The organism is Pseudomonas sp. AF03-9 (assembly GCF_020515815.1).
In the GTDB taxonomy this organism is placed as follows: domain Bacteria; phylum Pseudomonadota; class Gammaproteobacteria; order Pseudomonadales; family Pseudomonadaceae; genus Aquipseudomonas.
Map to the genome: position 1 here is coordinate 112,003 of NZ_JAHPJF010000017.1, position 22,266 is coordinate 134,268.

The following is a 22,266-nucleotide window of genomic DNA, read 5'->3' on the forward strand; positions in this document are numbered from 1 at the left end:
AATGAATGGTGCGCAACTGATAGTGAATGCGGCAGCGGCAAGCGGTATCGAGTACTGCTTCGCCAACCCCGGAACCACCGAAATTCCCTTGGTGGCGGCCATGGCCAGCGCACCTGCACTCAAGCCGGTGTTGTCGTTGTTCGAAGGGGTCTGCACCGGGGCCGCCGACGGCTACGGCCGCATCGCCGGCAAACCGGCGATGACCCTGACCCATCTGGGCCCGGGCTTTGCCAACGGCATCGCCAACCTGCACAACGCCCGCCGGGCCAACACGCCCATCGTCAACGTGATCGGCGACCACGCTTCGTGGCACGTCAACTACGACCCGCCGTTGGCCAGTGACATCCAGGCCCTGGCCGGTGCCGTCTCCGGCTGGGTGCGCACTTCGCGCACCGCGTCGGGTATTGGCGACGACCTGCAGGAAGCAATGCGCGCGGCCTGGCAGGCCAAAGGCCAGATCGCCAGCTTGATTTTGCCGATGGACCTGCAAGCCCATGCCGTGACCCACAGCGGTGTATTCGCGCCGATCCGCCCGCCGGTGCGACGGTTTGCCGGCGATCGCATCGAAGCGGTCGCCAAGGCCCTGCGTGATGGGCTGCGCCTGGTGTTTATCGTCGGTGACGAAGGGCTGTCGGTGGCGGGCCTGGAAGCGGCGGGGCGCCTGGCACAACTGCCGGGTGTGCGCCTGTTTGCCGAGACCTTTCCGCGCCTGAGTTACCGTGGCGGTGGCTTGCCGGACCTGGATCGCCTGCCGTACTTCCCGGAAGTGGCGATTGAAATCCTCGAACAGTACGACCTGGTGGTGTGCGCCGGTGTGCCGGAACCGATCAGCTATTTCGGCTACGAAGGCATCCCCTCGCGCCTGGCCGAACGTGAGCGCCTGCTGGGGTTGGCCGATGTCGGCGACGACGTGGCCGGTGCATTGAGCGCGCTCGCCGATGCCCTCCAAGCACCGGCCTACGTGCCGACGCCACAGGGCATCGAACTGCCGCCGGGGCATGCCGAACTCACCCCGCAGTCGGTAGGCCAGGTACTGGCTGCCTCGTTGCCGGACGACAGCATTGTTTCGGTGGAAGGCGGCACCTGCGGCTACCCGTTTTTCACCGCTTCGGCTCGCGCCGCACGGCACCGGGTGCTCACCAACACGGGTGGCGCGATCGGTCAGGGCATTCCGGTGGGGTTCGGTGCGGCCCTGGCCGAGCGCGGCAACCGCGTGTACTGCCTGCAATCGGACGGCAGTGCCCAGTACACCATTCAAACCCTGTGGAGCATCGCCCGCGAGCAATTGCCGGTGGTGATCCTGATCGCCGCCAACCATCGCTACGCGATCTTGCAGAACGAATTGCGCCGTTTCGGCATGACCGAGCTGGGCCCGGAGGCGCTAAAGCTCACCGTGCTCGACAGCCCGCGCATCGACTGGAAAGCCCTGGCCAAAGGCTACGGCGTACCGGCCTGCACCGTGCAAACCAATGCCGAACTGCAACGCGCGCTAGCCAACGCCACTGCCAGCAGCGGCCCGTGCCTGATCGAGATGGCGCTGTGAAGGAATCGACCATGAAAACGTTCGAAGTATTGCCCGCCGTCCAGGCCTTTTTGTCGCAACCGGGTCGCTTGTTTATCGGCGGCACCTGGCAGGATGCCGCCGATGGCCGCCGGTTCGCGGTGGAAAACCCGGCGACCGAAGACACCCTGACCGAAGTCGCCCAGGGCGGCGCGCGGGATGTGGATGCCGCCGTGGCCGCCGCACGAGCGGCCTTCACCGGCCCCTGGGCGTTGCAGTCACCGGCCCAGCGCGGCCTGTTGCTGTTCCGCCTGGCGGACCTGCTCGACCAGCACCGCGAAGAGCTGGCGCAACTGATCACCCTGGAAAACGGCAAGCCCATCGCTGCCGCGCGTGGTGAAGCAGCCAGCGCCGCGACCATCCTGCGTTACTTCGCCGGCTGGCCGACCAAGATCGAAGGCAGCACGTTGCCGGTGTCACCGGCCAGCGGTGCGCCGATGCTCAACTACACCTTGCGTGAGCCGGTGGGGGTCTGCGCGCTGATCGTGCCGTGGAATTTCCCGCTGAACATGTGCGTGTGGAAGCTCGGCCCGGCGCTGGCCACCGGGTGCGTGGCGGTGCTCAAGCCTGCCGAACAGACGCCGCTGGTGGCGATCCGTCTGGTGCAGTTGATCGAGCAGGCGGGGTTCCCCGCCGGTGTGGTCAACCTGGTCACCGGCCTGGGCGCGGAGACCGGCGCACCGCTGGCCGAGCACCCCGACGTGGACAAGATCGCCTTTACCGGCTCGACCCAGGTCGGGCGGCTGATCGCCCAGGCGGCCACGCGCAACATGAAAAAAGTCTCGCTGGAGCTGGGCGGCAAGTCGCCAAACATCATCCTGCCCGACGCCGACATCGTGCGCGCCGCCAAAGGCGCCGCCGACGGGATTTTCTACAACCAGGGCCAGGTGTGCACCGCTGCGTCGCGTTTGTACGTGCACGCCAGCGTGCTGGATCAGGTCCTCGAAGAACTGCAAAAACATGCCGCCGCCCACGTGCTCGGCAACGGCCTGGACCCGGCCAGCAGCATGGGCCCGCTGGTGTCCGGGCGCCAATTGAATACGGTCAAGGGCTACCTGCAACGGGGCCAGGAAGAAGGCGCCGAGCTGATCTGTGGCGGCGGACGCCCGGAGCATCTGGAGCGTGGCCACTTCATCGCCCCCAGCGTGTTCCTCGATCGTGCCGAGGGTGCCTGTGTCGCCCGCGAAGAGATCTTCGGCCCGGTGCTGACGGTGATGAGCTGGAACGAAATCGACGAGCTGGTGGTACGCGCCAACGACTCGCCCTACGGCCTCGCCGCAGGCCTGTGGACCCGCGACCTGCGCTCGGCACACCGGGTGGCGGCGCAACTCAAGGCCGGCTCGGTGTGGATCAACTGCTGGAACGTGGTCGACGCGGCCTCACCGTTCGGCGGCTACAAGCAATCCGGCTGGGGCCGGGAAATGGGTAAGAACGTGATCGATGCCTACACCGAGACCAAAAGCGTGTTTGTCGATCTGACCTGAACTGAATAATCACACGAGGTAGTTGCTATGGATCTGGAATTGAAAGGCCGCGTGGCCATCGTCACGGGTGGTGGTATGGGCATCGGCAAGGAAGTCGCACGGTTTCTCTCCGAGGAGGGGTGCAAGGTGGTGATCTGCGCGCGGCGCATGGCGTTCCTGCAACTGGCGGCCGAGGAAATCACCGCGCAGACCGGCAATGAAGTGCTGCCGTTGTTTTGCGACACCAACGACATGTCGGCCGTGTCGGAGATGGTCGAGGCCGCCTACAAGCACTTCGGCCGTATCGACATCCTGGTCAACGGCGCGGCAGCACCGTCCGGTGTGGTGCGCAATGACATCGAACATGCCGGCGACGACGAACTGCTGTCGGACCTCAACACCAAGGTGATCGGCTACTTCCGCTGCGCCAAGGCCGTGACCCCGCACATGAAAGCCGGTGGTTTCGGACGCATCATCAACATCGGCGGCCTGACCGGGCGCGGCAGCAAAGTGCTGTCGGGCATGCGCAACCTGGCCATCGCGCACATGACCAAGACCCTGTCCGACCAACTCGGCCCGTCGGGTATCACGGTCAACCTGATTCACCCAGGCGTGGTGGATACCCCGCACATCCAGGAGCTGTACGAGCGTGAAGGGGTCAAGCAAGGCAAGACCCCGGCGGAGGTGGAGCAGGGCTACATCGACGCCACGCCGATCCGGCGCACCCTGGCACCGATTGAAATGGGCTGGCTGATCGGTTTCCTGGCATCCCCCAAGGCCGGTGCGGTCACCGGCGAATCCATTGGCATCGACGGCGGCCTGACCCGCGGCATCTTCATCTGAGGAGCATCAGCGATGAGTAACGGAACCCTTTTGGTGGCAACTGTCGGGCAGGCGGTGATCCGCAGCGCCGACGATGGCCGGACCTGGCATCGCCTTGGCCTGGGGCAGGACCTGGAGTTCGACGCAATCACCCGCTCGTTGAGCATGCACCCGGACACCCCCGAGGTGATCTACGCCGGTACGGATGTGGGCCTGTGTGTCAGCTACGACACCGGCGGCCGCTGGCAGCGCATCAACTCGCCGTTCAACGGGCAGACGGTGTGGAAAGTCGCGGTCGACCCGCAGGACGCCCAGCGGATTTTCGTCGGCACCGGAGCACCGTCGCGCGCGGTGTTGTGGCGCACCCTCGACGGTGGCCTGACCTGGGACCGCGCGCCGGTGGAAATCCCCGAGTTCTGCGACGGTGTCAGCCGCCCGCGCTTGCTGGCCTTCGCCTACGACCCGACCGACCGCAACCAGCTGTGGTTCGGCCTGGAAGAGGGTGGCCTGTTCCACTCCCGCGACGGCGGCGACAGCTGGACCCGCGTCGATGACCGCTTGCTGTGGGACTACAACTCGGACGTACACAACATCCTGGTGCTGCCCAACGGTGGCCAGAAAGTCATCGTGGTGGTGTGCGTCAACGCGGTCTACCGCAGCCTCGATGAGGGCCTGACCTGGACCGGCATTATCGGCCGTGAAGCCTTCGGCCTGTATTACATCCGCGCCATGAACGCGCCGCTGGGCACGCAAAGCGATCTGTACCTGAGCATTTCCGATGGTACGCCGGGCACCACCAGCAAAATCCTGGTGTCCCGCGATGCCGCGCTCAGCTGGGAAGTGCTGCCGCTGCCGCAGCAACCGAATTCCTGCGTGTGGGCGATTGCCATCAACCCGGCCAACCCACGCCAGATCGTCGCGGGCACCAAGTACGGGCATTTGTTTACCTCGGAAAATGGCGGTGAAGGCTGGCAGAAGCAGTGGCGCGATTTCAGCGAAATCGCCGATGTGCTGTGGACGCCTGCCGTGGCGCAGATCAAGGCCGGGCATCAATCCATCGTCAAAAAAAGCTGAGGTGGCCCGCGATGAAAGTCGACATCCTTCGTACGCACTTATCGCTGTGGGTCAGTGACCCTGACGTGTCGGCCCGCTGGTACGCCGACATCCTGGGCATGCACGAAAGTGCCCGTGGCGAAAGCTGGGTGATGATGGCGTTTGGCACCAAGCATCACGACATTGCGTTGATCCGTGCCGACCCCGGTGCCCACCAGGGCGGCATGGGGTTGCAGCACTACGGCCTGGAAATCGCCGGGGACATGACCACCTTGCGCCAGCTGTACGGCATGTTGCTGGGCAAGGGCGTGGAGGTGGTGAAAATCACCGACCACGAAATCGGCCATGGCGTGTACTTCAACGACCCGGACGGCAACCGCATGGAGTTTTTCCTGGAGACCGAACACGACGATGCGCGTGGCAAGGCGCGGTTCAAGGAAGCGGGCGCGCCCAGCCGACATTTCAAACTCGACCCACTCGACCCCTTGTGAGGCAACCCCGATGAAAACTGCGAATTTCGCCACCTATCACATCCGCAAATGGTACAGCTTTGTCGAAGAAACCCTGGCCAATGAAACCGGCCAGTTGGCCGATGGCGAGCCGTTGTTCAAGTACGCCGTCGCGGCGGTGATCGCCAACCCCTATGCCGGGCGCTACAGCGAGTCGCTGGCCGAGCTGGTGGAGCCGTCGCCGCTGTTGGGCGAAGAGTTCGGCCGCCGTATCCAGGCGCTGGCCGGCCAGCACGACATCGTCAGCTACGGCAAGGCCTGCCTGGTGGGCAGCCAGGGCGAGTACGAACATGGCAACGCGTTCCTCACCAACCCGGCGGCCGACCCGGTGCGCGTGGCGCTGGGCGGAGGCAAATCGTGGGTGCCGTCTACCGGCAAGCGCGGTGGGCCGGGTTCCACCATTGATGTACCGCTGGCACACAAGGATGCCCTGTATGTGCGCTCCCACTACGACAGCATGTCGCTGATGTTTGGTGACGGCCCGGCGCCAGACGAGGTGATTATCATCTGGGCGTTCGCCACTCGCGGGCGTTTGCATGCACGCCTGGGCGGCTTGCAGGCCGACGAGGTCAAAGGGCTGGATGGGCTGCACTGATACACGCGTGCGGCTTCGGCGGCGCAGATTAAAACCACAACAAGAAAGCGGTGATAAGCGATGAAGCAGCAGAAGACCCAAGTTGTCATTGTCGGCGGCGGCCCCAACGGGATCACAGCCGCACACTATATGGGGATGTACGGTGTCGACTGCGTCGTCCTTGAACTCGCCGACTGCATCTTGCCGTACCCGCGCGCGGTCGGCATGGATGACGAGGCCCTGCGCGTACTGCAAGGCATCGGCATCGCCGAACTGGCCGCACGCGACATGATCTGCGATGTGCCGCTGCGTTATTACAACGCACGCGGCGTGTGCTTCGCCGAGGTCAAGCCGAGCACCGCCCATTACGGTTGGCCGATGCGCAATATCTTCATGCAGCAGTTGCTGGAAGGCACGCTGCGCGAAACCCTTGGCCAGCACGCCAGTGTCGAGTTGCGCCAAGGCCATGAAATGCTCGAACTGGAGCAGGACGGCGAAGGCGTGACCTTGCAGGTGCGCGATGCCCAGGGCGAGACCTATCAACTGCGTGCCGATTACGTGATCGGCGCCGACGGCGGGCGTTCCACCGTGCGCAAGAAGCTCGGTATCGAGCTGCTGGGGCTGACCCATGCGCGCAAATGGGTGGTGGTCGACACGGCCAACGACACCCTGGATGCGCCCTATACCGCCTTGCATGCCGACCCGCAACGGCCGTTCGTGTGCATTTACCTGCCGTACCAGCAGCGGCGCTGGGAGTTCATGCTGCTGGAGGGCGAAGACGAAGCGAAGATGTGCGAAGAGCACACCATCCGCGACCTGATCCGTGGGCATATCGGCGATGCGGTGGACTCACTCAACATCATCCGCATCCGCGCCTACACCCACCATTCGCGGGTCGCGGCGCGGTTTGTCCAGGGCCGCGTGGCCTTGGTGGGCGACGCCGCACATATCTCGCCACCGTGGGCCGGGCAGGGCCTCAATTCCGGGCTGCGGGACGTGGCCAACGTGGCCTGGAAACTCGCCGCGATCCTCCAGGGCCGCGCCGCCCACGGGATTCTTGCCAGCTACGACCAGGAACGCCGTGGCCACGCGACCGAACTGGTGGCCCTGGCCGACAACATGGGCGCGGTGCTGGGCCTGACCAATCCGTTGATGGCCGGGGTGCGCGACTGGTTGTTCCAGGCGGTGAACAGCGTCGACAACCTGCGCTCGCATTTGCTGGAGTTCAAGTTCAAACCCAAGGCAACCATCACCAAGGGCCTGGTGCATCACGAACGTGCCGAATTGCGCGAGGACGATCTGGTCGGCCAGCTGTTTGTGCAGCCGCATATCGAAGATGCCCAGGGCCAGCGCCGACGCCTGGACGATGTGCTGGGCAACTCGTATGCGGTGCTCGGTTACCGGGTCAACCCACACGCGCATCTCAGTGGCGAAATGGCCGCGTATTGGGCGCGCTGGGATACGCGGTTTATCCAGGTCAACCGTTCGCGCAGCGGCCTGGGGCGCGGCCAGCCGTTGACGGCCGCAGCGGCCCTCAGTGTGGAAGACGTGGATAACCGCCTGGGCGAATGGTTCTCCAGAGTGCGCGATTGCATTGTGGTGGTGCGACCGGATCGGTTTGTCGCCGCCATTACCACCCCCGAGCGGCTCGACGGCGTGCTGCGCAAACTGGCGGAGCAACTCTCATGAATGGCAACAACGAATTGCTCAACCGCTTGCGCCAGGCCACGCATAGCGCGCAGGCCTTGCCAGCGCTGCCGGCGGATGCGCTGGACGTGTATTCCGGCTACGCGCTGCAACGCCTGGGCCTGGAGGCACGCCAGGAAGCAGGCGAGCGCCTGAGCGGCTGGAAAATCGCCTTCGCCGGCCGCGCCGCGCAACAGCGTTTTGGCCTCGACCAGCCGGTGTATGGCGCGCTGACCACGCCGATGCACATCGCGCCCGGCACACCAGTGGCCATGTCGCGGCTGATCCAGCCCAAGCTGGAGATTGAAGTGGCGATCATCATGGGCCGCAGCCTGGCGCCCGGTGAATACCGTGACGAGGACATCCTGGCCGCCATCGGCGAGGTGGCGCCGGCCTTCGAGATCGCCGATTGCCGCTGGCAAGGCTGGGCGTTCGGCGCCGGGGCATTCCTGGCCGACAACGCGGCGGCAGGGCTGTATTGCATCGGGCCGCGCACGCCGTTTGATCCGTTGCTACACAGCGGCGTCGACTATCGCCTGGAGTGTGCCGGCGCGCTGTGCGGCGAGGGCAATACCGCCGAGCGCGAGGACCCGCCGCTGATCAACCTGTGCTGGCTGATCCGCCGCCTGCTGGCTGACGGTCAACCGGTGGAGGCGGGGCAAGTGGTGCTGTCCGGGGCGTTGCTGGCGCCGATGGCGATCCAGCCGACCACGTACCGCTTGCGGATGTTTGGCACGGAACTGGCTTTGGTTTTCACGGTTGATACCGCCCCAGTGTGAACACCAGTTGCCGTCATGCCGGGGCCACCGAGGAACCACGACCATGCTTGCTGAAGCGCGAACCTTCAATGACCCTCAACAACACGCCGGCTCGATCCACGGTTGGCGACAGGTGTACGACCAGCTTGGCCGTGGCTGCCTGACCAGTGAGCTGCGGCAGTTGTCCGCCGACCGCTTCCAGGTGTTCCAGGAGGTCCTGGACAAGCGCGTGGTCCAGCGTGGCTATGCGCCAAAAGGGCGGCTGTGCGCGGCGATGTCGTTGGGCAGTGCTCCGGTGGTGCAGGGGCAGCAAGTGGGCAGCCACAGCGTGGTGCTGTTGCGCGACGCCGAGGAGTTTGTGCTGCACGCGCCGGAGGGCACGCACTTTTTTGCGTTCAATGTCGACACGGTGCGCTTCGCCAAGCTGGCGGCCTTCGAATTGTCCAGTGAACAGCTCAAACGGCTGAAGACCACCTCGCAACTGAGTGTGGATGATGCGTTGCTGGCGCGCATCCACCAGCGCATCCAGCCGCTGTTTCGTCACCTTGTGGAGCAGTCCGACGCCATCAGCCCCATCGCCGAAAAAATGCTGGAGGACGCGCTGCTCAACGCTTTCCTCGATCTGTTCAGCAACGCCACCGATGAGGTGCGCTGCCGACGTGGCAATGTCACCGTGAGTGCCTATCTGGTGAAACGCTGCCAGGACCTGATCGACGCCAGCGGTGACACGCCCCTGAGCATTCTTGACCTGTGCGAACACCTGCGGGTGAGTCGCCGGACCTTGCAGAACAGTTTTCAGGCGGTGACCGGCATGCGCCCTGTCGAATACCTGCGTAACCTGCGCCTGAATGCGGTGCGCCGGCGCTTGATCACCACGTCGGCATGCACGCAGAACGTCGGCGAAGTAGCGGTGGCGATGGGGTTTTTTCACCTGAGCCATTTCGCTACCCATTACCGCGAGCTGTTTGGCGAGTCGCCCTCGGAAACCCAGCGGGCGCCGCGTTGAAGGCGCTGTAGCGTGGGCTCAGTGAGTGGTGCCGCCCAGCCCGGGGTCAACGCGCTTGCCGATGTCCTTGAGCCTGGCCAACTGGTCGACCATGCCAGGGGCCTCATCCAGGCAACTGACAAACGTCCATAAATACGTCATCACCGCGTAGATGTGCCCGGCCTTGACCGCAGGTGACAGGGCGAGTTGGGTGATGGCGAGCACAAACAGCAACGCCGCGAGTACCCCGATGGTCAGGAAGGCGATGGCCTCGCGGTCCGACAGCCCGATGCGCAAGCGCGACAGTACCCGGTAGTGGCGGCGCAGGGTGTGGGCGCCGACCTGTTCCACCAGGCTGATTTCCTTCTCCAGGCGGTTGTTCAGGCGCTCGTGCAACTGCTCGTTGCGCCGGGCGAAGCCGGGCAGCACGGTAAGGCACAGCCCCAGGGCCAACAGGCAGCCCAGGCCGACCCACGGTTCGATCACCAGCAGCATCGCCGCTGCGCCGATGATGGACACCAGCGCGGTGGCCATGATCGGCACGTGCTTCTCGAAAAAGTCCACGAAGTCCCGCGCCAGCACCACCCGCGCCGCGGCCTTGGAAGTGCTGTGGCGTTGCAGGCGCTGGTTGAGGATCACCGGCACCGCGAGGTCGGCATAGATACGTGTAAAGGTGCGGGTGTCCAGAGCCCGCCGGGCCGCGCCCACCACCCAGAACCCCAGCACCACCAGGGCATAGAACAGCGCGTTGGCAGTATCGCCACGGATAATCGCGTCCACGGCGAACCCGGCGAAGAGTGGGTAGGCAAGCAGCAGCGCGTTCTCCAACGCCACCAGCGACAAGGTGGCAAACAACTTGCCGGGGTAGGCCCTGGCGATGGCCTTGAGGGTTTGGCTGGCGGATTGTTGACCGATGTTGTGGCTGTGCTCGATCACTCTTTGTGGTGTGGCGGAGGGCATGGGGCACCTGTGTGCAGCGCAGTGGGGGGACGCAATGAGTCGGTATACAGACCGCGAGTGATGTCGAGCAGATAACGGGCTTCCTCGGTCATCAGCAGCAGGTCGATCTGCATTTCGTCGATGACGATCTCGAGGACGATCAACAGGCAGATCGCCGGTGCGGTGAACAGCCAGTGGGCATAGGACTGGGTGAACAGCGACGCGCTCACCCCAAGCACCCACAGCACCATCACCAGGCGCGGCGCCTGTTTTTGCAGGGGGATCCAGAAGCGCTGCAACTTTCTGAGCCTGGCGCTATAGAACTTTACCGAGTCTTCCAGTTGGGCCAGGTCAATCAGGTTTCGACTGCGATAGTTGAGGGGCATAGGTGCAATCCGCGTGTGAATCACAAGGGTCGGTTGGCGTAGTCAAGGCGCCCGCAGGCAACGCCCGGTTCAACCAGGCGAGCTTGACTTCGTTGACTTGTACCCACTTGCCGTTCTGTGGCATCCCTTCGCAGCTCTTGAAAGCGATACAGCGTCCGTGTGTGTCCAGCAAGGCAAAGTGGCGATAGGGTGTGGCTCTATAGAAACCAAACATAGAGAGGCGCATGCCTTCACCTGGGCCGGTTGAGTTCAGAGGTCAGTGGGATGGTCGGGCCAGCTCAGTTCGAACAACGTGCCGCCGCTCGCCAGGTTGCGGCAGGTCACGCTGCCGCCATGGGCCAGGGCAATCGCACGCACCACGGCCAGCCCCAGCCCGCTGCCACCCTGGGCGCGCGAGCGAGAACTTTCGCCGCGCTGGAACGGGTCGAAAATGTGCGCGACGAAGGCTTCATCGATTCCCGGGCCTTCGTCCGCGACACTCAAGGTGTTGAGGCCGTCCCTGCTGTCCAGGCGCACGATGACGTTGCCGGGCGTGGCATGCCGCCGCAGGTTGTCGAGCAGGGCCAGCAAGGCCTGGCGGATGCGCGCCGGGTCGCAGTGCACGGGGTGCTTGAGCAGGTCCAGGTGCAGGGTAAAGCCACTGGCGTTCAGGCCAGGCTCGAACAGTTGTGCGTCGGCCTCGATTTCCTCGGCCAGGTCGGCGTGCTGGATGTGCACTTCCAGGTAGCCGTTGTCCGCCAGGCCGACCACACGCAGGTCTTCGATCAGGCGCGTCAGGCCCTCGACCTGGGTGAGCAAGCTGTAGAACTGGGCCTTGTCCGGCTCGAACACACCTTCGGCCAGGCCCTGCAAGCGGCCACGCAAGATGGTCAGCGGGGTGCGCAGTTCGTGGGCGATGGCGGCGTTCCAGAACGACTGTTCTTCAGCCATGCGTTGCAGGCGCTTGGCCATACTGTTGAAGTCATCCACCAACACGGCGGTCTCTCCCAATGAAAGGTCGGGCGCAACGGCCCGCGCATCGAGGTCGCCGTCGGCCAGCCGGCGCAGGCTGGCGGCGACGGAGTTCAAGGGCATGAGAATGCGCCGGGACAGCTTGATCGCGACCACGGCACCCACTGCCAGGCTGATGCAGGTGATCAGGCCCATCCATGCCCATTCCATGCCGGTGGGCAGCCACTCATCGACGTCAAGGTCCGACGGCGGCCAGAACGTCCACAGCACCGCGTAGAACACGTAGGAGCCAACCACCGCGAGGGCAATCACGCACAACACCACGGCCGACATCGACACAATGATCTGCCGGCTCAACCCGTTGACGACCTTCATGTGTGGCTCCCGAATCGGTAGCCGACGCCACGGATGCTGGTGGGTACGCCCTGCACGCCGAGGTCTTCGATTTTTCGCCGCAACTTGCTGATGTGGCTGTCGACCGTGCGTTCCAGGCTGTCACTCTCGGGGGCGCACAGGGCCAGCAGTTCGGCGCGGCTGAACACGCGCTTGGGCGCCTTGGCCAGTTGCGCCAACAGGCGGAACTCCGTGACGGTCAGGTGCAGCGGGTGCTTGTCGGCACCGACCTGCACGTTGACTGCATGGTTGTCGATGTCGATCTCGAACGCCTGCACGCGCAGCACGCGCTGGCCGCTGCCGTAGCCGTGATCGATGCTGCGGCGCAGCACGGCCTGGGTCCTGGCGACCACTTCTGCCGGGTTGAACGGTTTGACGATGTAGTCGTCGGCACCGATGCGCAGGCCCAGCAGTTTGTCCATGTCCTGGTCTTGCGCGGTGAGCATGATCACCGGGGTGTTGCCGCGGTGGCGGATCTCGGCGAGGACCATCCAGCCATCCAGCTGCGGCATCAGTACATCGAGCAGCACCAGGTTGGGCTTGAGTGTCTGGTGCAGTTCCAGGGCACGGCGCCCGTCTAGCGCATGGGCGGTCTGGAAGCCGCTGCGCTTGAGGTAGGCGGCGAGGATGTCGGCAATTTCCGGCTCGTCTTCGGCGATCAGCACCAAGGCCTGGTGTTTGCCGGTGGAGTCCTGGGGTGTCGGTGCAAGCGGCGATTCAGTCATGGCAGGCTCGGGTCTGGGTCAGGTGCACTGGGATCGTCGCAGTATGACGAATCATCCAAGGGCAACGAAGGCCAGTGTGCACCCCGAGCGTGCGCTTTCATGGGAGGTTTTGTGGAGAAACGATGGAGACGCGAATTTATTTTGTCGGCGCGTGATCAGGCGTAGCTGATGCGGTCGGTGTAGGCGTTCTGCAGCATTTGGCGCTGGTAGTCGCAGGGCGTGGTGCTGACCAGTTTCTTGAAGTCGCGCAGGAAGTGCGACTGATCGGAAAAACCCAGGTCCAGGGCCAGTTCGCAGAACGATACATCGGGCTGGGTGTTGAGGGTTTCAAGCGCGGCCTGGCAGCGGATGATCCGGCAGAACGCCTTGGGCGACAGACCGGTGTCCTGGCTGAACTGGCGGTGCAGGGTGCGGCTGGTGTAGCCGCTGAGGTCTTCGAGTTGCCTGATGCGGATCGCCCCGCGATGACGCAAGGCTTGCTGAATGACCATGCGCGTCAGCGGCGACGTGCGCCCCATCAACTGGGGGGCCAGGTAGTCGTTGAACAGGCGCATCTGTTCGCCCAGTTGCGGGGCCTGCACGATGTTGTCGAAGATGCGCCGGGCAAACCGCGAGACCTCCAGCAGGTCGAGTTCGCGCTCGGTCAACTCTTCAGCCAGCACATTGATGAAGCCGGGGATGACGCCGGGGGCAAAGCGCACGCCGAAGTAGTGGTGGTTCTGGTTCAACTCGACGGCCTGGGCCGCCAGTGGCGTGCCGCAGATCTTGGCGCTGGGGCGGGTGGCGTCGCAGTCGAAGACAATGTCCACGCAACCATCCGGCACCGCCAGCACCTCAGTGGTTTGCGCCACATCGAAGGCATAGAAATGCGAGATCGCCGGGTGTTCGGAAGGCATCACCGAATACCGTGAGGAGTTGAGGACGAACCAGGGCTGTTCGTTTGCCGTGTGGTGCCGTGGAGTCGGAGTCATGTGTGCACTGTCGATAGGCTGCGAGGCGGGATTTATCACGCATGATTCGCGCCAACTACTGCGGTGACACGGGCCCTGGCGTGTCCGAAATTTACAATACGGCGCGCAAGTGCCCCTCGATACTCGACGTCGACAGCGTGGAGCTGCGCCTATCGCAGCGATCTCACTTGCGGCCCGAGAATGACTATGTCTACTTCCACAAAAATCGACTTTATCTACCTCTCCGAGCAGGACATGATCCGTGCCGGCGTCACGGACATGCCGGCCTGCGTGAATACCATGGAAGAGATGTTCGGCTTGCTCTATGCCGGCGATTACCGCATGGCCGGGCCGAACAATGACTCCCACGGGGCGATGGTGGTCTTTCCCAAGGATTCGCCATTCCCGAACATGCCCAAGCCCACGGCGGACCGGCGCATGATGGCGATGCCCGCCTACCTGGGCGGCAGCTTCGGCACGGCCGGCGTGAAATGGTACGGCTCGAATATCGCCAACCGCGACAAGGGCCTGCCGCGTTCGATTCTGATGTTCACCCTCAATGACCCCGATACCGGCGCGCCGTTGGCGCATATGTCGGCCAACTTGCTGTCGGCGTATCGCACCGGCGCGATCCCCGGCGTTGGTGCGCGGCACCTGGCGCGCAAGGCGGCGAGGGTGGTGGGGTTGCTCGGCCCGGGGGTGATGGGTAAGACCACCTTGTCGGCGTTCATTGCGGTGTGCCCGCAGATCGATACGTTGAAAATCAAAGGCCGTGGCCAGAAGAGCCTGGATGATTTTATTGCCTGGGTGAGGGCGACCTACCCACAAATCACCTCGATCAGCGTGGTCGACACCCTGGAAGCGGTGGTTCGCGACTCGGACCTTGTTACTTATTGTAGCTCCGGCGAGACGGGCGACCCCTCGATCTACCCAATTGTGCGGCGCGAGTGGGTCAAGCCGGGCGCGTTCCTGGCGATGCCGGCGGCGTGTTCCCTGGATGACGGCATGGAGCAACCCGACGTGCGCAAGGTGCTGGACAACACCGGCCTGTACCAAGCCTGGTTTGACGAGCTGCCCAAGCCCGCGCACCACAACGTGCCGGTGATTGGCGTGCGCTTCATGGACATGATCGCCGAAGGCAAGCTGCGCCTCGAAGACGTCGAAGACATCGGCAAGATCATCGCCGGTGCCGCGCCCGGCCGCCGGAACGATGAGGAAATTATCATCATGTCGGTGGGCGGCATGCCTGTCGAAGACGTGGCCTGGGGCACGGTGGTGTACCGCAACGCGGTTGAAAAAGGCATCGGCGTGACCTTGAACCTGTGGGACACCCCGGTGCTGCGCTAAGCCACCCGACACTTACTCTGAAGAGGCATTCGACATGACAAAAATCATCAAGCTCAAGACCGGCTCCCCCTTCGAAGAAATGGGCAGCTATTCACGCCTGGTGGTCGTGGACAACTGGATCTACGTGTCCAACACCGCCGGCCGCAACCCGCAGACCAAGCTGATCCCGGAGGATGTGCTGGAGCAGACCCATCAGGTCTTCGCCAACATCGAAACCGCCCTGGCAGCGGTGCAGGCGAGCCTGGCGGATGTGGTGTGTTCACGGGTGTTCATCCAGGACCCCAAGGACGTCCCGGCGGTGATGGGCCTGATCGGCGAAAAGTTTCGCGGCGTCGATCCGGCCAGCACGGTGACGTGCCCGCCGCTGGGCTCGACGGTCTACAAGGTCGAGCTGGAAGTGACGGCGTATCGCAACGCCGCCAAGGCACAGGTTGAAGTGATCCGCCTGGCGCCATGACCGTCACGCGGCCGCGCAGCACGGCGGCCGCTTTTATTTGCCTATCACCGAGTCTTGAGCATGGCACCGACTATCGCGCCCGTGAACACCTCCACCGCGTTTCCCGCCAGCACCAGCGTGGTCATTATCGGCGGCGGGATTATTGGCCTGACCGCCGCGCTGACCCTGGCCGAACGCAATATCGCCGTGGTGGTCCTGGAAAAAGGCCGCATCGCCGCCGAGCAGTCGTCGCGCAACCTTGGCTGGGTGCGCAAGACCAGCCGCCATGCGGCCGACATTCCCCTGGCCCTGGCCGCCGACCGCTTGTGGGCGCAGATGCCCGAGCGGGTCGGCGCGGACGTCGGCTACCGCCAGGAGGGCATTATGTTTGTCGGGCGGACCCCGGCGCAGATGGCGATGCATGAAGGGTGGCTCAAGTCGGTGGAGCACCTGTCGCTGGATTCGCGCCTGCTCAGCAAACGTGAAATCGACGCATTGGTGCCGGGTGGCGTAGGCGACTGGGCCGGCGGCATCTACACGCCGTCCGACGCGCGTGCCGAGCCGACCCTGGCCAGCAGCGCGATCGCCAAGGCTGCCATGGCGAAAGGGGTGGTGATCATCGAACAATGTGCGGTACGTACGCTGCAGATGTCCGCCGGGATTGTCAGCGGGGTGGTCACCGAGCGCGGTGAAATCCGTTGTGATCACGTGCTGCTGGCGGGGGGCATGTGGTCGCGGCGTTTCCTCGGCAACCAGGGCGTGGCGTTGCCGACCTTGCCGCTGACCTGCTCGGTACTGCGCACCCACCCCATGGAAGGCCCGACGCAGATTGCGGTCGGCGCGCCGGATTTTTCGTTTCGCAAGCACAAGGATGGCGGCTTCATCATCACCCAGCGCGGCAAGCTGGACGCGTTCCTGACCCTGGATCACCTGTTGCTCGCCAAGCCATACATGCCGCAGTTTCGCGCACAGCGCCATGTGCTGAACGTGTCGCTGGGCAAGCCTTTTCTGGACGATCTGAAACTTGCAAGGCGTTGGCGCGCCGACAGTGTCAGCCCGTTCGAGCGGGTGAGGGTGCAGGACCCGGCGGCCAACCCGCGCCTCAACGGTGACGCGATGAACAACCTGATCGCCGCCTGGCCGGTGTTCGAACAGGCGCGAATTGCCCAGGCGTGGGCGGGCACCATCGACGTCACGCCGGACTCCAATCCCGTGATCGGGCCGGTCGCGCAGATCCCCGGGCTGACCGTAGCCACGGGTTTTTCCGGGCACGGCTTTGGTACCTCACCGGCGGCGGGCCACCTCGCGGCGGACCTTGTCAGCGGGGACACGCCGATCATTGATCCAAGCCCGTATCGTTTCGATCGTTTCTGACGCAAAGGAATCAACCCATGGCTTCTGACAGCTGTTTTTTCACCAATCGTTCAGGCCTGCGCCTGCACTTCGTGCACTGGGGCGATTCGAGCGGCGTGCCGCTGGTTCTGCTGCATGGCTTGCGGGCCTACGCACAGACCTGGGAATCGCTGGTGCAGTCCCTGGGAACCGGTTACTGCATTTACGCCCTGGACCAACGTGGGCGCGGTTTAAGCGACTGGGCCGCACCAGAGACCTACCACACGCAATCCTATGTGGAAGACCTTGAGGACCTGGTGGCTCATCTGGGATTGGGGCGTTTCGTCTTGCTGGGGCATTCCTTGGGGGGAGCCAACGCCCTTGAATATGCACGGCAAAACCCGGGGCGTTTGATGGGGTTGATGATCGAAGACATCGGCCCCGGCTCTTCAACCCAAGGTGATGGTGCCGCACGTATTCGCCGCGAGATGAGCCAGACGCCGTTGCAGTTCGGCAACTGGGAACTGGCCCGTGCGTTCTGGCAGGCGTCGCGCCCAGGCCTGTCGGAGCAGGGCCTGGCCTCACGGCTCGCGCACTCGATGAAAGACAGTGGCACAGGGGTCACCTGGCGGCATGATCAGCAAGGCATTGCCAAGGCCCGCCTGAGCATCGAACCGACAGATTTGTGGCCCGCCGTACGCGCCCTGGACTGCCCGACCCTGTTCATTCGCGGCGGCCGCTCGGACTTCCTGCCGGCCGCGACGCTTGAGGCCATGACTGCCTGCAACCCGCACATCAGAACGGTGGAGGTCGCGGACGCGAGTCACTATGTGCATGACGATCAGGGGGAGGTGTTCAATGGTTTGGTTGCAGGCTTCTTGAAGGGGCTGTGTGAATCGCCCCGGGTTTCGTAGACACCTCATTGCCTGAAACAATGCTGTCAATTATTGACGTTAACCACAACCCGTCCGCGTACTTCGCCGGCGAGCAGTTGCTCTGCCGTCTGAACAACCGCGCCCAAACCAATCTCTCGCGTTACTTCTTTTAAGATAGAGATATCAAGATCTCGTACCAGACGATCCCAAGCTGCGATCCGATCTCTTCGCGGACGCATCACGCTGTCGATACCAGCCAGTGTCACCCCACGCAAAATGAAGGGGGCAACGCTGGCAGGTAAGTCCATCCCTTGTGCGAGTCCGCATGCCGCAACGGTGCCTCCATAACAGGTGCTGGCACATACGTTGGCCAGCGTATGGCTACCAACCGAATCAATCGCGCCTGCCCATCGTTCTTTGGCAAGTGGGCGACCTGGCCCGCTTAAGACTGAGCGATCAATGATCTCCGAGGCGCCAAGCCTCTTTAGGTAATCAGATTCTTCAAGACGACCAGTTGAAGCCACGACGGTGTAGCCCAAGCCAGCGAGGAGGGCGATAGCAAAAGAAACGTTGCGCTTTTCATGCGTGAGACCCCTCGTTTTTATTTTTGTGGGAAACCGTCATCTCCAGTAGCTCAACGACTTGTCGATTGATTAGCGCATCGTGGGTGCCGATGGGGGTATTGGCCCAGTGATTGGCACAGATAAATAGATTGTTCTTGCGATCAAAGTGCACCGGGCGTCTAAACAAGTGTTCATAGTGATCGGCGTAGGCGGGCCTTGGGTAACTCAGTTCGATCGACGATGGGCTGAAGGTCGGGCCCGCCAGCGCGCGGGCGATATTCAGCAGCATCCCGAAGGTGAGCTCACTGATGAATTCGGATGGTTTTCAGATCTTGGTACGCGCACTCAGGGTAGGGAGTTGATGGCTCGTAATACCGCATCAGCGATGGTTTTGGTGATGATTTGGCGCTGAGCGTCATCGATTGTCGGGCTTAACCAGGTAGGCAGGCTGTTCAGCATGGGGACAATGGCGATGAGTGCATTCTCGCGCAACGGCCCGCCAGGCTGATGGCCTAGTTGGCCGATCACCTTAATGAGTTCTGACTCATAGGCACGTCTCAGTTGCTCGACGCTTGCCTGCATCGGGGCGCCCAGGCAATTGGCGTCCATGACCGCTAACTTGAAGTGCCCGGTCATGTGGGCATGCAATTGAAGATGGCCCTCGATCAGTTTTGCCACGCGTTGCGCAGGCGTCAATCTTCGCGTCTTGATCAGATCAACGTGCGACAACAACGCCTGATACAGCTCCATCAGCCATTCAAAGAGCATTGCCTCCTTGCTTTCTACATGGTGATAAATCGCTCCAGGGCTAATGCCAACGTGCGCCGCTAGTTCACGCATGCTGACCTGGCCGAAACTACGCTCCTTGAACAATTCCATGGCTCTGCGCTGAAACTCCGACCGGCTTATCACCGGAGTCATCCGCCCCTGGGTCATGTGTCGAGTGCCTGCTGTTTGGCAATTTCCTGGTTGCGCAGAATGAACCGCTGCAACTTGCCACTGGGTGTCTTGGGCAGTTGTTCGACGAACTCGATTTCCCGTGGGTACGCATGTGCAGCCAGGCGCTGGCGGACATGCAGGCGCAGGATTTCAGCCAACTCGGCACTTGGCGGGTACTGAGTGTTCAGCACGACAAACGCCTTGATCAGCTCGGTGCGTTGCGGGTCGGGTTTGCCGATCACGGCGGCTTCGACAACAGCCGGGTGTTCGATGAGCGCACTTTCAACATCGAAAGGCCCGACACGATAGCCGGACGTGGTGATCACGTCGTCGTTGCGCCCGACGAAGCTGATACTGGCGTCATGATTAAGCTCAACGATATCGCCGCTCAAATAATAGCGGTCGACAAAGGCCTTGGTGGGCATGCCGAAGTAGCCGTTGAACCAGCACAGGGGTGAGCACTCGCGGTCCACCGCCAGTACGCCGGGCTGGCCCGTCGGTAATTCCCGTTGCGCATCATCCAGCACAACAATGCGGTACCCCGGCACCGCATAGCCTGCCGAGCCTTCACGGATAGGGTGTTTTAAGCCGTGGTGATTGCACAGCACCATGCCGATTTCAGTCTGGCCGTAGTGGTCGTGAATGACCACGCCGAGCTGTTCGGCAAACCATCGGATGACTTGCGGGTTGAGCGGTTCACCAGCGCTGCTGACCACACGCAGTTGGCCACGCACGGCGTCGGCGAACTCGGCTCCCGCCGCGATCAGCAAGCGATAGGCCGTGGGCGAGCCGGCCAGATTGGTGATCGCATACTTGGCGATGATCCGGCAGGTAGTGTCCACCGTGAACGGGCCATCATAGAACAGCGTGGCACGGCCACAGGCCAACGGGCCGGTGACTGCGTAATACAAACCGTAGGCCCAGCCAGGGTCGGCGAGGTTCCAGAAATGGTCTTCCTCGCGCAGGTCGATGGCGTCCCGCACATAGCCCTTGAAGGCCAGGATGGCGCTTAAAGGCACTTCCAACGGCTTGGCCGGCCCAGTGGTTCCCGAAGTACACATCAGCAGGAAAGGTGCGTTGGCGTCCAGTAACGTTGGTGTGCATTCAGCCTGTTGACGTTCCATTGTGCTCCAGAAGTCGTAATCGCTCGGGTGCTTTACGGCCCCGTCGGTCACGATGATGGGCGGGCAGTCGGTGACTTCGTCCAGCTTGGGGCGATTGAGGGCGTCGGTCACGATCCAGCGTGCGTTTGAACAACCCAATCGCTGCTCAATCGCCTTGGGACCGAATGCGGTAAAGAGCGGCTGGTAGACCGCCCCGATGCGCCAAGTGCCCAGAATGGCAATCAACAGTTCCACCGTGCGTGGCATCAGGCCCGCGACACGGTCTCCTGGCCGGACGCCTTGCTCGCGCAGAAAATTGCCGAAGCGCGCGGCGTGCGCCTGCAGTTCGCTGAAAGTGTACTGAGTGGCGCGGCCATCCCGCGTCTCGCAGTACAACGCCACGGCATTCCCGTGGGTGTGTCGGTCGCAACATTCGACGCAGGCGTTCAACGCAGTCAACTCGCCATGCAAGTCCTGAGTGGCCAGCTGTAGATAGTCGAAAGAGGTCATTGCTGAGTCGTAATCGCGCATAACACACCTGGTTGTTATTGTTGAAATAGGTTCTGTACCCACGCCATCGCGCAGATGTTCAAGGGGCTAGCTGTCCATCATCTCGGCCGCTTGCTGGGTCGCCTGGCTGGTTCGCGTGGCCAGTTTGCGCACTTCGTCGGCGACCACCGCAAACCCGCGCCCGGCATCGCCTGCTCGTGCCGCCTCGATGGCGGCGTTCAGCGCCAGCAGGTTGGTCTGGCTGGCAATGCCCTGGATGGTGGCGACAATCTGCGTCAGCTTGCTGAGGGTTTCCTGCATGACCCGATGCTGTTGTGCCTGCGCCTCGCGCATCGCGGTTTCTTCATGGTGGGCATGAATATCGGTGATGGCGCCCACCACCCTTTGTGGGGAGCCGTCCTGCGCACGACGCGTTTGTCCTCGGCCACGAAACCAGCGATACGTGCCGTTTTTGTGTTTCAGGCGATAGTCCACATCGAACGGTGTCTTGCCGCTTCGATCGTCGACGTGTGCCACAAACGCGCCGATGGCCCGCGCGCTATCCTCGGGATGCAAGCGTGAGGTCCAGCTTTCCAGGGTGTTGGGGAACTCCTCAACCGTGTTGCATCCCAGCAGCCGACGCATTTGCGACGACCACCAAATGGTGTTTTTCGGGTTCGCTGGGTCGCCGGCTACAACCTCGATATCCCATAGCCCGTCATGCAGCATTTCCCGGGAAATTTCGAAACGTGTTGCGGCCAGTTCGAGTGCTTCGTTGTGCAGGTGCTGTTCGTGCACGTCACGAACGGTTCCGCCGATGGCCAGTGGCATGCCTTGCTCGTCGCGTCGCGATAGGCCGCTGACCCTGCACCAGCGATAGTCGCCGCCGGATGCAGGCTTCATGCGCACGTCTAACGTAAACGGTGTTCGCCCGCTGCGGTCGGCGAGATGCTGGTTAAGCGCTTCCAGATGCGCTTGCCGGTCAGCCGCGTGCAACTGTTCGCTCCAACGGCCCAGTTGATCAATGCCCTGGACCTGGATCGACGTAAGCCCCGTCCATTGCATCGCGCATTCCGGCTCGGGGGTAGTGCTTCCCTCCAGCTCCAGCACCCAGAACAGTTCACCCGCGCCTCTGCTGATCAGGGCCCAGTACGCTTCCATTTGGCGCACATGCTGGTCGCGACCGGCCAGGTGCTCCTGCAATTGGGCAACTTCCAAGGCGAGTGCCTGGGTTTGGTCTTTCAGCGCTCGCCGCTCCTGAAGCAGTTGCTCTGCGCCGGCCAAGATGCGGCGTAATATCGGGTTGCTTGACGATAACGGCGTGCTCGTCTGGTCAGGCTGTTCCAGCCTGTCGGCGAGTGGCGCCAACACCCAACGGGTGGTTCGGCTAAAAAAAAGCATGGAACACCTCTATCTCTGTCAAGTCG

The 22,266-nt window shown here is 63.1% G+C and carries 21 protein-coding genes and 3 pseudogenes; 13 read left to right on the forward strand and 11 right to left on the reverse strand.

All coding sequences use genetic code 11. From position 1 onward, the window contains the following. Position 1: 1 nt before the first annotated feature. From LIY36_RS21420 to LIY36_RS21460, 9 genes are read left to right on the forward strand one after another with little or no spacing between them, the layout of a single operon-like run. The gene (locus tag LIY36_RS21420; protein ID WP_226457056.1) at positions 2 to 1,543 is read left to right on the forward strand and encodes an acetolactate synthase large subunit; all 1,542 of its coding nucleotides are present in this window, start codon (positions 2 to 4) and stop codon (positions 1,541 to 1,543) included. An 11-nt stretch (positions 1,544 to 1,554) separates the two neighbouring features. Then, positions 1,555 to 3,045 carry an aldehyde dehydrogenase family protein gene (locus tag LIY36_RS21425; RefSeq protein ID WP_226457057.1) on the forward strand — a complete coding sequence of 497 codons (1,491 nt, stop codon included), beginning with the start codon at positions 1,555 to 1,557 and terminating at the stop codon, positions 3,043 to 3,045. A gap of 27 nt (positions 3,046 to 3,072) precedes the next feature. Beyond that, the gene (locus LIY36_RS21430; RefSeq protein ID WP_192300975.1) at positions 3,073 to 3,867 is read left to right on the forward strand and encodes an SDR family NAD(P)-dependent oxidoreductase; all 795 of its coding nucleotides are present in this window, start codon (positions 3,073 to 3,075) and stop codon (positions 3,865 to 3,867) included. A gap of 12 nt (positions 3,868 to 3,879) precedes the next feature. Then, positions 3,880 to 4,920 (forward strand): WD40/YVTN/BNR-like repeat-containing protein, encoded by a 1,041-nt coding sequence (locus LIY36_RS21435; protein WP_226457058.1) that lies wholly within the window; start codon positions 3,880 to 3,882, stop codon positions 4,918 to 4,920. Between the two features lie 11 nt (positions 4,921 to 4,931). After that, positions 4,932 to 5,390: a VOC family protein gene (locus tag LIY36_RS21440; protein WP_192300973.1), complete on the forward strand. Its 459-nt coding sequence runs from the start codon at positions 4,932 to 4,934 to the stop codon at positions 5,388 to 5,390. Positions 5,391 to 5,400: 10 nt separating this feature from the next. Next, positions 5,401 to 6,003 (forward strand): amino acid synthesis family protein, encoded by a 603-nt coding sequence (locus LIY36_RS21445; protein WP_192300972.1) that lies wholly within the window; start codon positions 5,401 to 5,403, stop codon positions 6,001 to 6,003. 60 nt (positions 6,004 to 6,063) lie between these two features. Further along, positions 6,064 to 7,671, forward strand: coding sequence for a bifunctional 3-(3-hydroxy-phenyl)propionate/3-hydroxycinnamic acid hydroxylase (locus tag LIY36_RS21450; RefSeq protein ID WP_226457059.1), 1,608 nt, complete (start codon positions 6,064 to 6,066; stop codon positions 7,669 to 7,671). Continuing rightward, entirely contained in the window at positions 7,668 to 8,447 is a 780-nt protein-coding gene (locus LIY36_RS21455; protein WP_226457060.1) for a 2-keto-4-pentenoate hydratase, read from the forward strand. Before LIY36_RS21450 ends, LIY36_RS21455 begins: the two co-directional genes overlap by 4 nt. Positions 8,448 to 8,490: 43 nt before the next feature. Beyond that, positions 8,491 to 9,432, forward strand: a complete 942-nt coding sequence (locus LIY36_RS21460; RefSeq protein WP_226457061.1) for a helix-turn-helix domain-containing protein — start codon at positions 8,491 to 8,493, stop codon at positions 9,430 to 9,432. A gap of 18 nt (positions 9,433 to 9,450) precedes the next feature. Here LIY36_RS21460 and LIY36_RS21465 read toward each other — a convergent pair whose 3' ends face one another. The 5 genes from LIY36_RS21465 to LIY36_RS21490 form a co-directional block, all read right to left on the reverse strand. Continuing rightward, positions 9,451 to 10,371, reverse strand: coding sequence for an ABC transporter six-transmembrane domain-containing protein (locus LIY36_RS21465; protein WP_226457062.1), 921 nt, complete (start codon positions 10,369 to 10,371; stop codon positions 9,451 to 9,453). Next, the gene (locus LIY36_RS21470) at positions 10,344 to 10,736 is read right to left on the reverse strand and encodes a hypothetical protein (RefSeq protein WP_226457063.1); all 393 of its coding nucleotides are present in this window, start codon (positions 10,734 to 10,736) and stop codon (positions 10,344 to 10,346) included. The genes LIY36_RS21465 and LIY36_RS21470 overlap by 28 nt, the downstream gene beginning before the upstream one ends. Before the next feature lie 249 nt (positions 10,737 to 10,985). Further along, complete coding sequence (locus LIY36_RS21480; protein ID WP_226457064.1) at positions 10,986 to 12,062, reverse strand: ATP-binding protein; 1,077 nt, start codon at positions 12,060 to 12,062, stop codon at positions 10,986 to 10,988. Next, entirely contained in the window at positions 12,059 to 12,805 is a 747-nt protein-coding gene (locus LIY36_RS21485) for a response regulator (RefSeq protein ID WP_226457065.1), read from the reverse strand. Before LIY36_RS21485 ends, LIY36_RS21480 begins: the two co-directional genes overlap by 4 nt. Before the next feature lie 155 nt (positions 12,806 to 12,960). Further along, positions 12,961 to 13,776 carry a helix-turn-helix domain-containing protein gene (locus LIY36_RS21490; RefSeq protein WP_192300964.1) on the reverse strand — a complete coding sequence of 272 codons (816 nt, stop codon included), beginning with the start codon at positions 13,774 to 13,776 and terminating at the stop codon, positions 12,961 to 12,963. 186 nt (positions 13,777 to 13,962) lie between these two features. Here LIY36_RS21490 and LIY36_RS21495 point away from each other — a divergent pair, with 186 nt between their 5' ends. The 4 genes from LIY36_RS21495 to LIY36_RS21510 are packed head-to-tail and all read left to right on the forward strand — an operon-like array spanning position 13,963 to position 17,784. Further along, positions 13,963 to 15,102, forward strand: a complete 1,140-nt coding sequence (locus LIY36_RS21495) for a tyramine oxidase subunit B (RefSeq protein WP_226457066.1) — start codon at positions 13,963 to 13,965, stop codon at positions 15,100 to 15,102. Positions 15,103 to 15,136: 34 nt separating this feature from the next. Further along, positions 15,137 to 15,559, forward strand: a complete 423-nt coding sequence (locus LIY36_RS21500) for a RidA family protein (RefSeq protein WP_226457067.1) — start codon at positions 15,137 to 15,139, stop codon at positions 15,557 to 15,559. 60 nt (positions 15,560 to 15,619) lie between these two features. Further along, positions 15,620 to 16,912, forward strand: a complete 1,293-nt coding sequence (locus LIY36_RS21505; protein WP_226457068.1) for an NAD(P)/FAD-dependent oxidoreductase — start codon at positions 15,620 to 15,622, stop codon at positions 16,910 to 16,912. Positions 16,913 to 16,929: 17 nt separating this feature from the next. Next, a complete protein-coding gene (locus LIY36_RS21510; protein WP_226457069.1) occupies positions 16,930 to 17,784 on the forward strand; it encodes an alpha/beta fold hydrolase in 855 nt (284 codons plus the stop codon). Positions 17,785 to 17,810: 26 nt separating this feature from the next. Here LIY36_RS21510 and LIY36_RS21515 read toward each other — a convergent pair. The 6 genes and pseudogenes from LIY36_RS21515 to LIY36_RS27750 all read right to left on the reverse strand — a co-directional run. Beyond that, positions 17,811 to 18,311: pseudogene (locus LIY36_RS21515) on the reverse strand (zinc-binding dehydrogenase); the annotation flags it as partial. 13 nt (positions 18,312 to 18,324) lie between these two features. Next, positions 18,325 to 18,618, reverse strand: a complete 294-nt coding sequence (locus LIY36_RS21520) for an AraC family transcriptional regulator ligand-binding domain-containing protein (RefSeq protein ID WP_226457090.1) — start codon at positions 18,616 to 18,618, stop codon at positions 18,325 to 18,327. 35 nt (positions 18,619 to 18,653) lie between these two features. After that, the gene (locus LIY36_RS21525; RefSeq protein ID WP_226457091.1) at positions 18,654 to 19,229 is read right to left on the reverse strand and encodes a TetR/AcrR family transcriptional regulator; all 576 of its coding nucleotides are present in this window, start codon (positions 19,227 to 19,229) and stop codon (positions 18,654 to 18,656) included. 11 nt (positions 19,230 to 19,240) lie between these two features. After that, positions 19,241 to 20,881, reverse strand: a complete 1,641-nt coding sequence (locus LIY36_RS21530; protein ID WP_226457070.1) for an AMP-binding protein — start codon at positions 20,879 to 20,881, stop codon at positions 19,241 to 19,243. A gap of 75 nt (positions 20,882 to 20,956) precedes the next feature. Further along, positions 20,957 to 21,241: pseudogene (locus LIY36_RS27945) on the reverse strand (methyl-accepting chemotaxis protein); the annotation flags it as partial. Next, a pseudogene (locus LIY36_RS27750) lies at positions 21,242 to 22,240 on the reverse strand (PAS domain-containing protein); the annotation flags it as partial. Between the last annotated feature and the right edge of the window lie 26 nt (positions 22,241 to 22,266).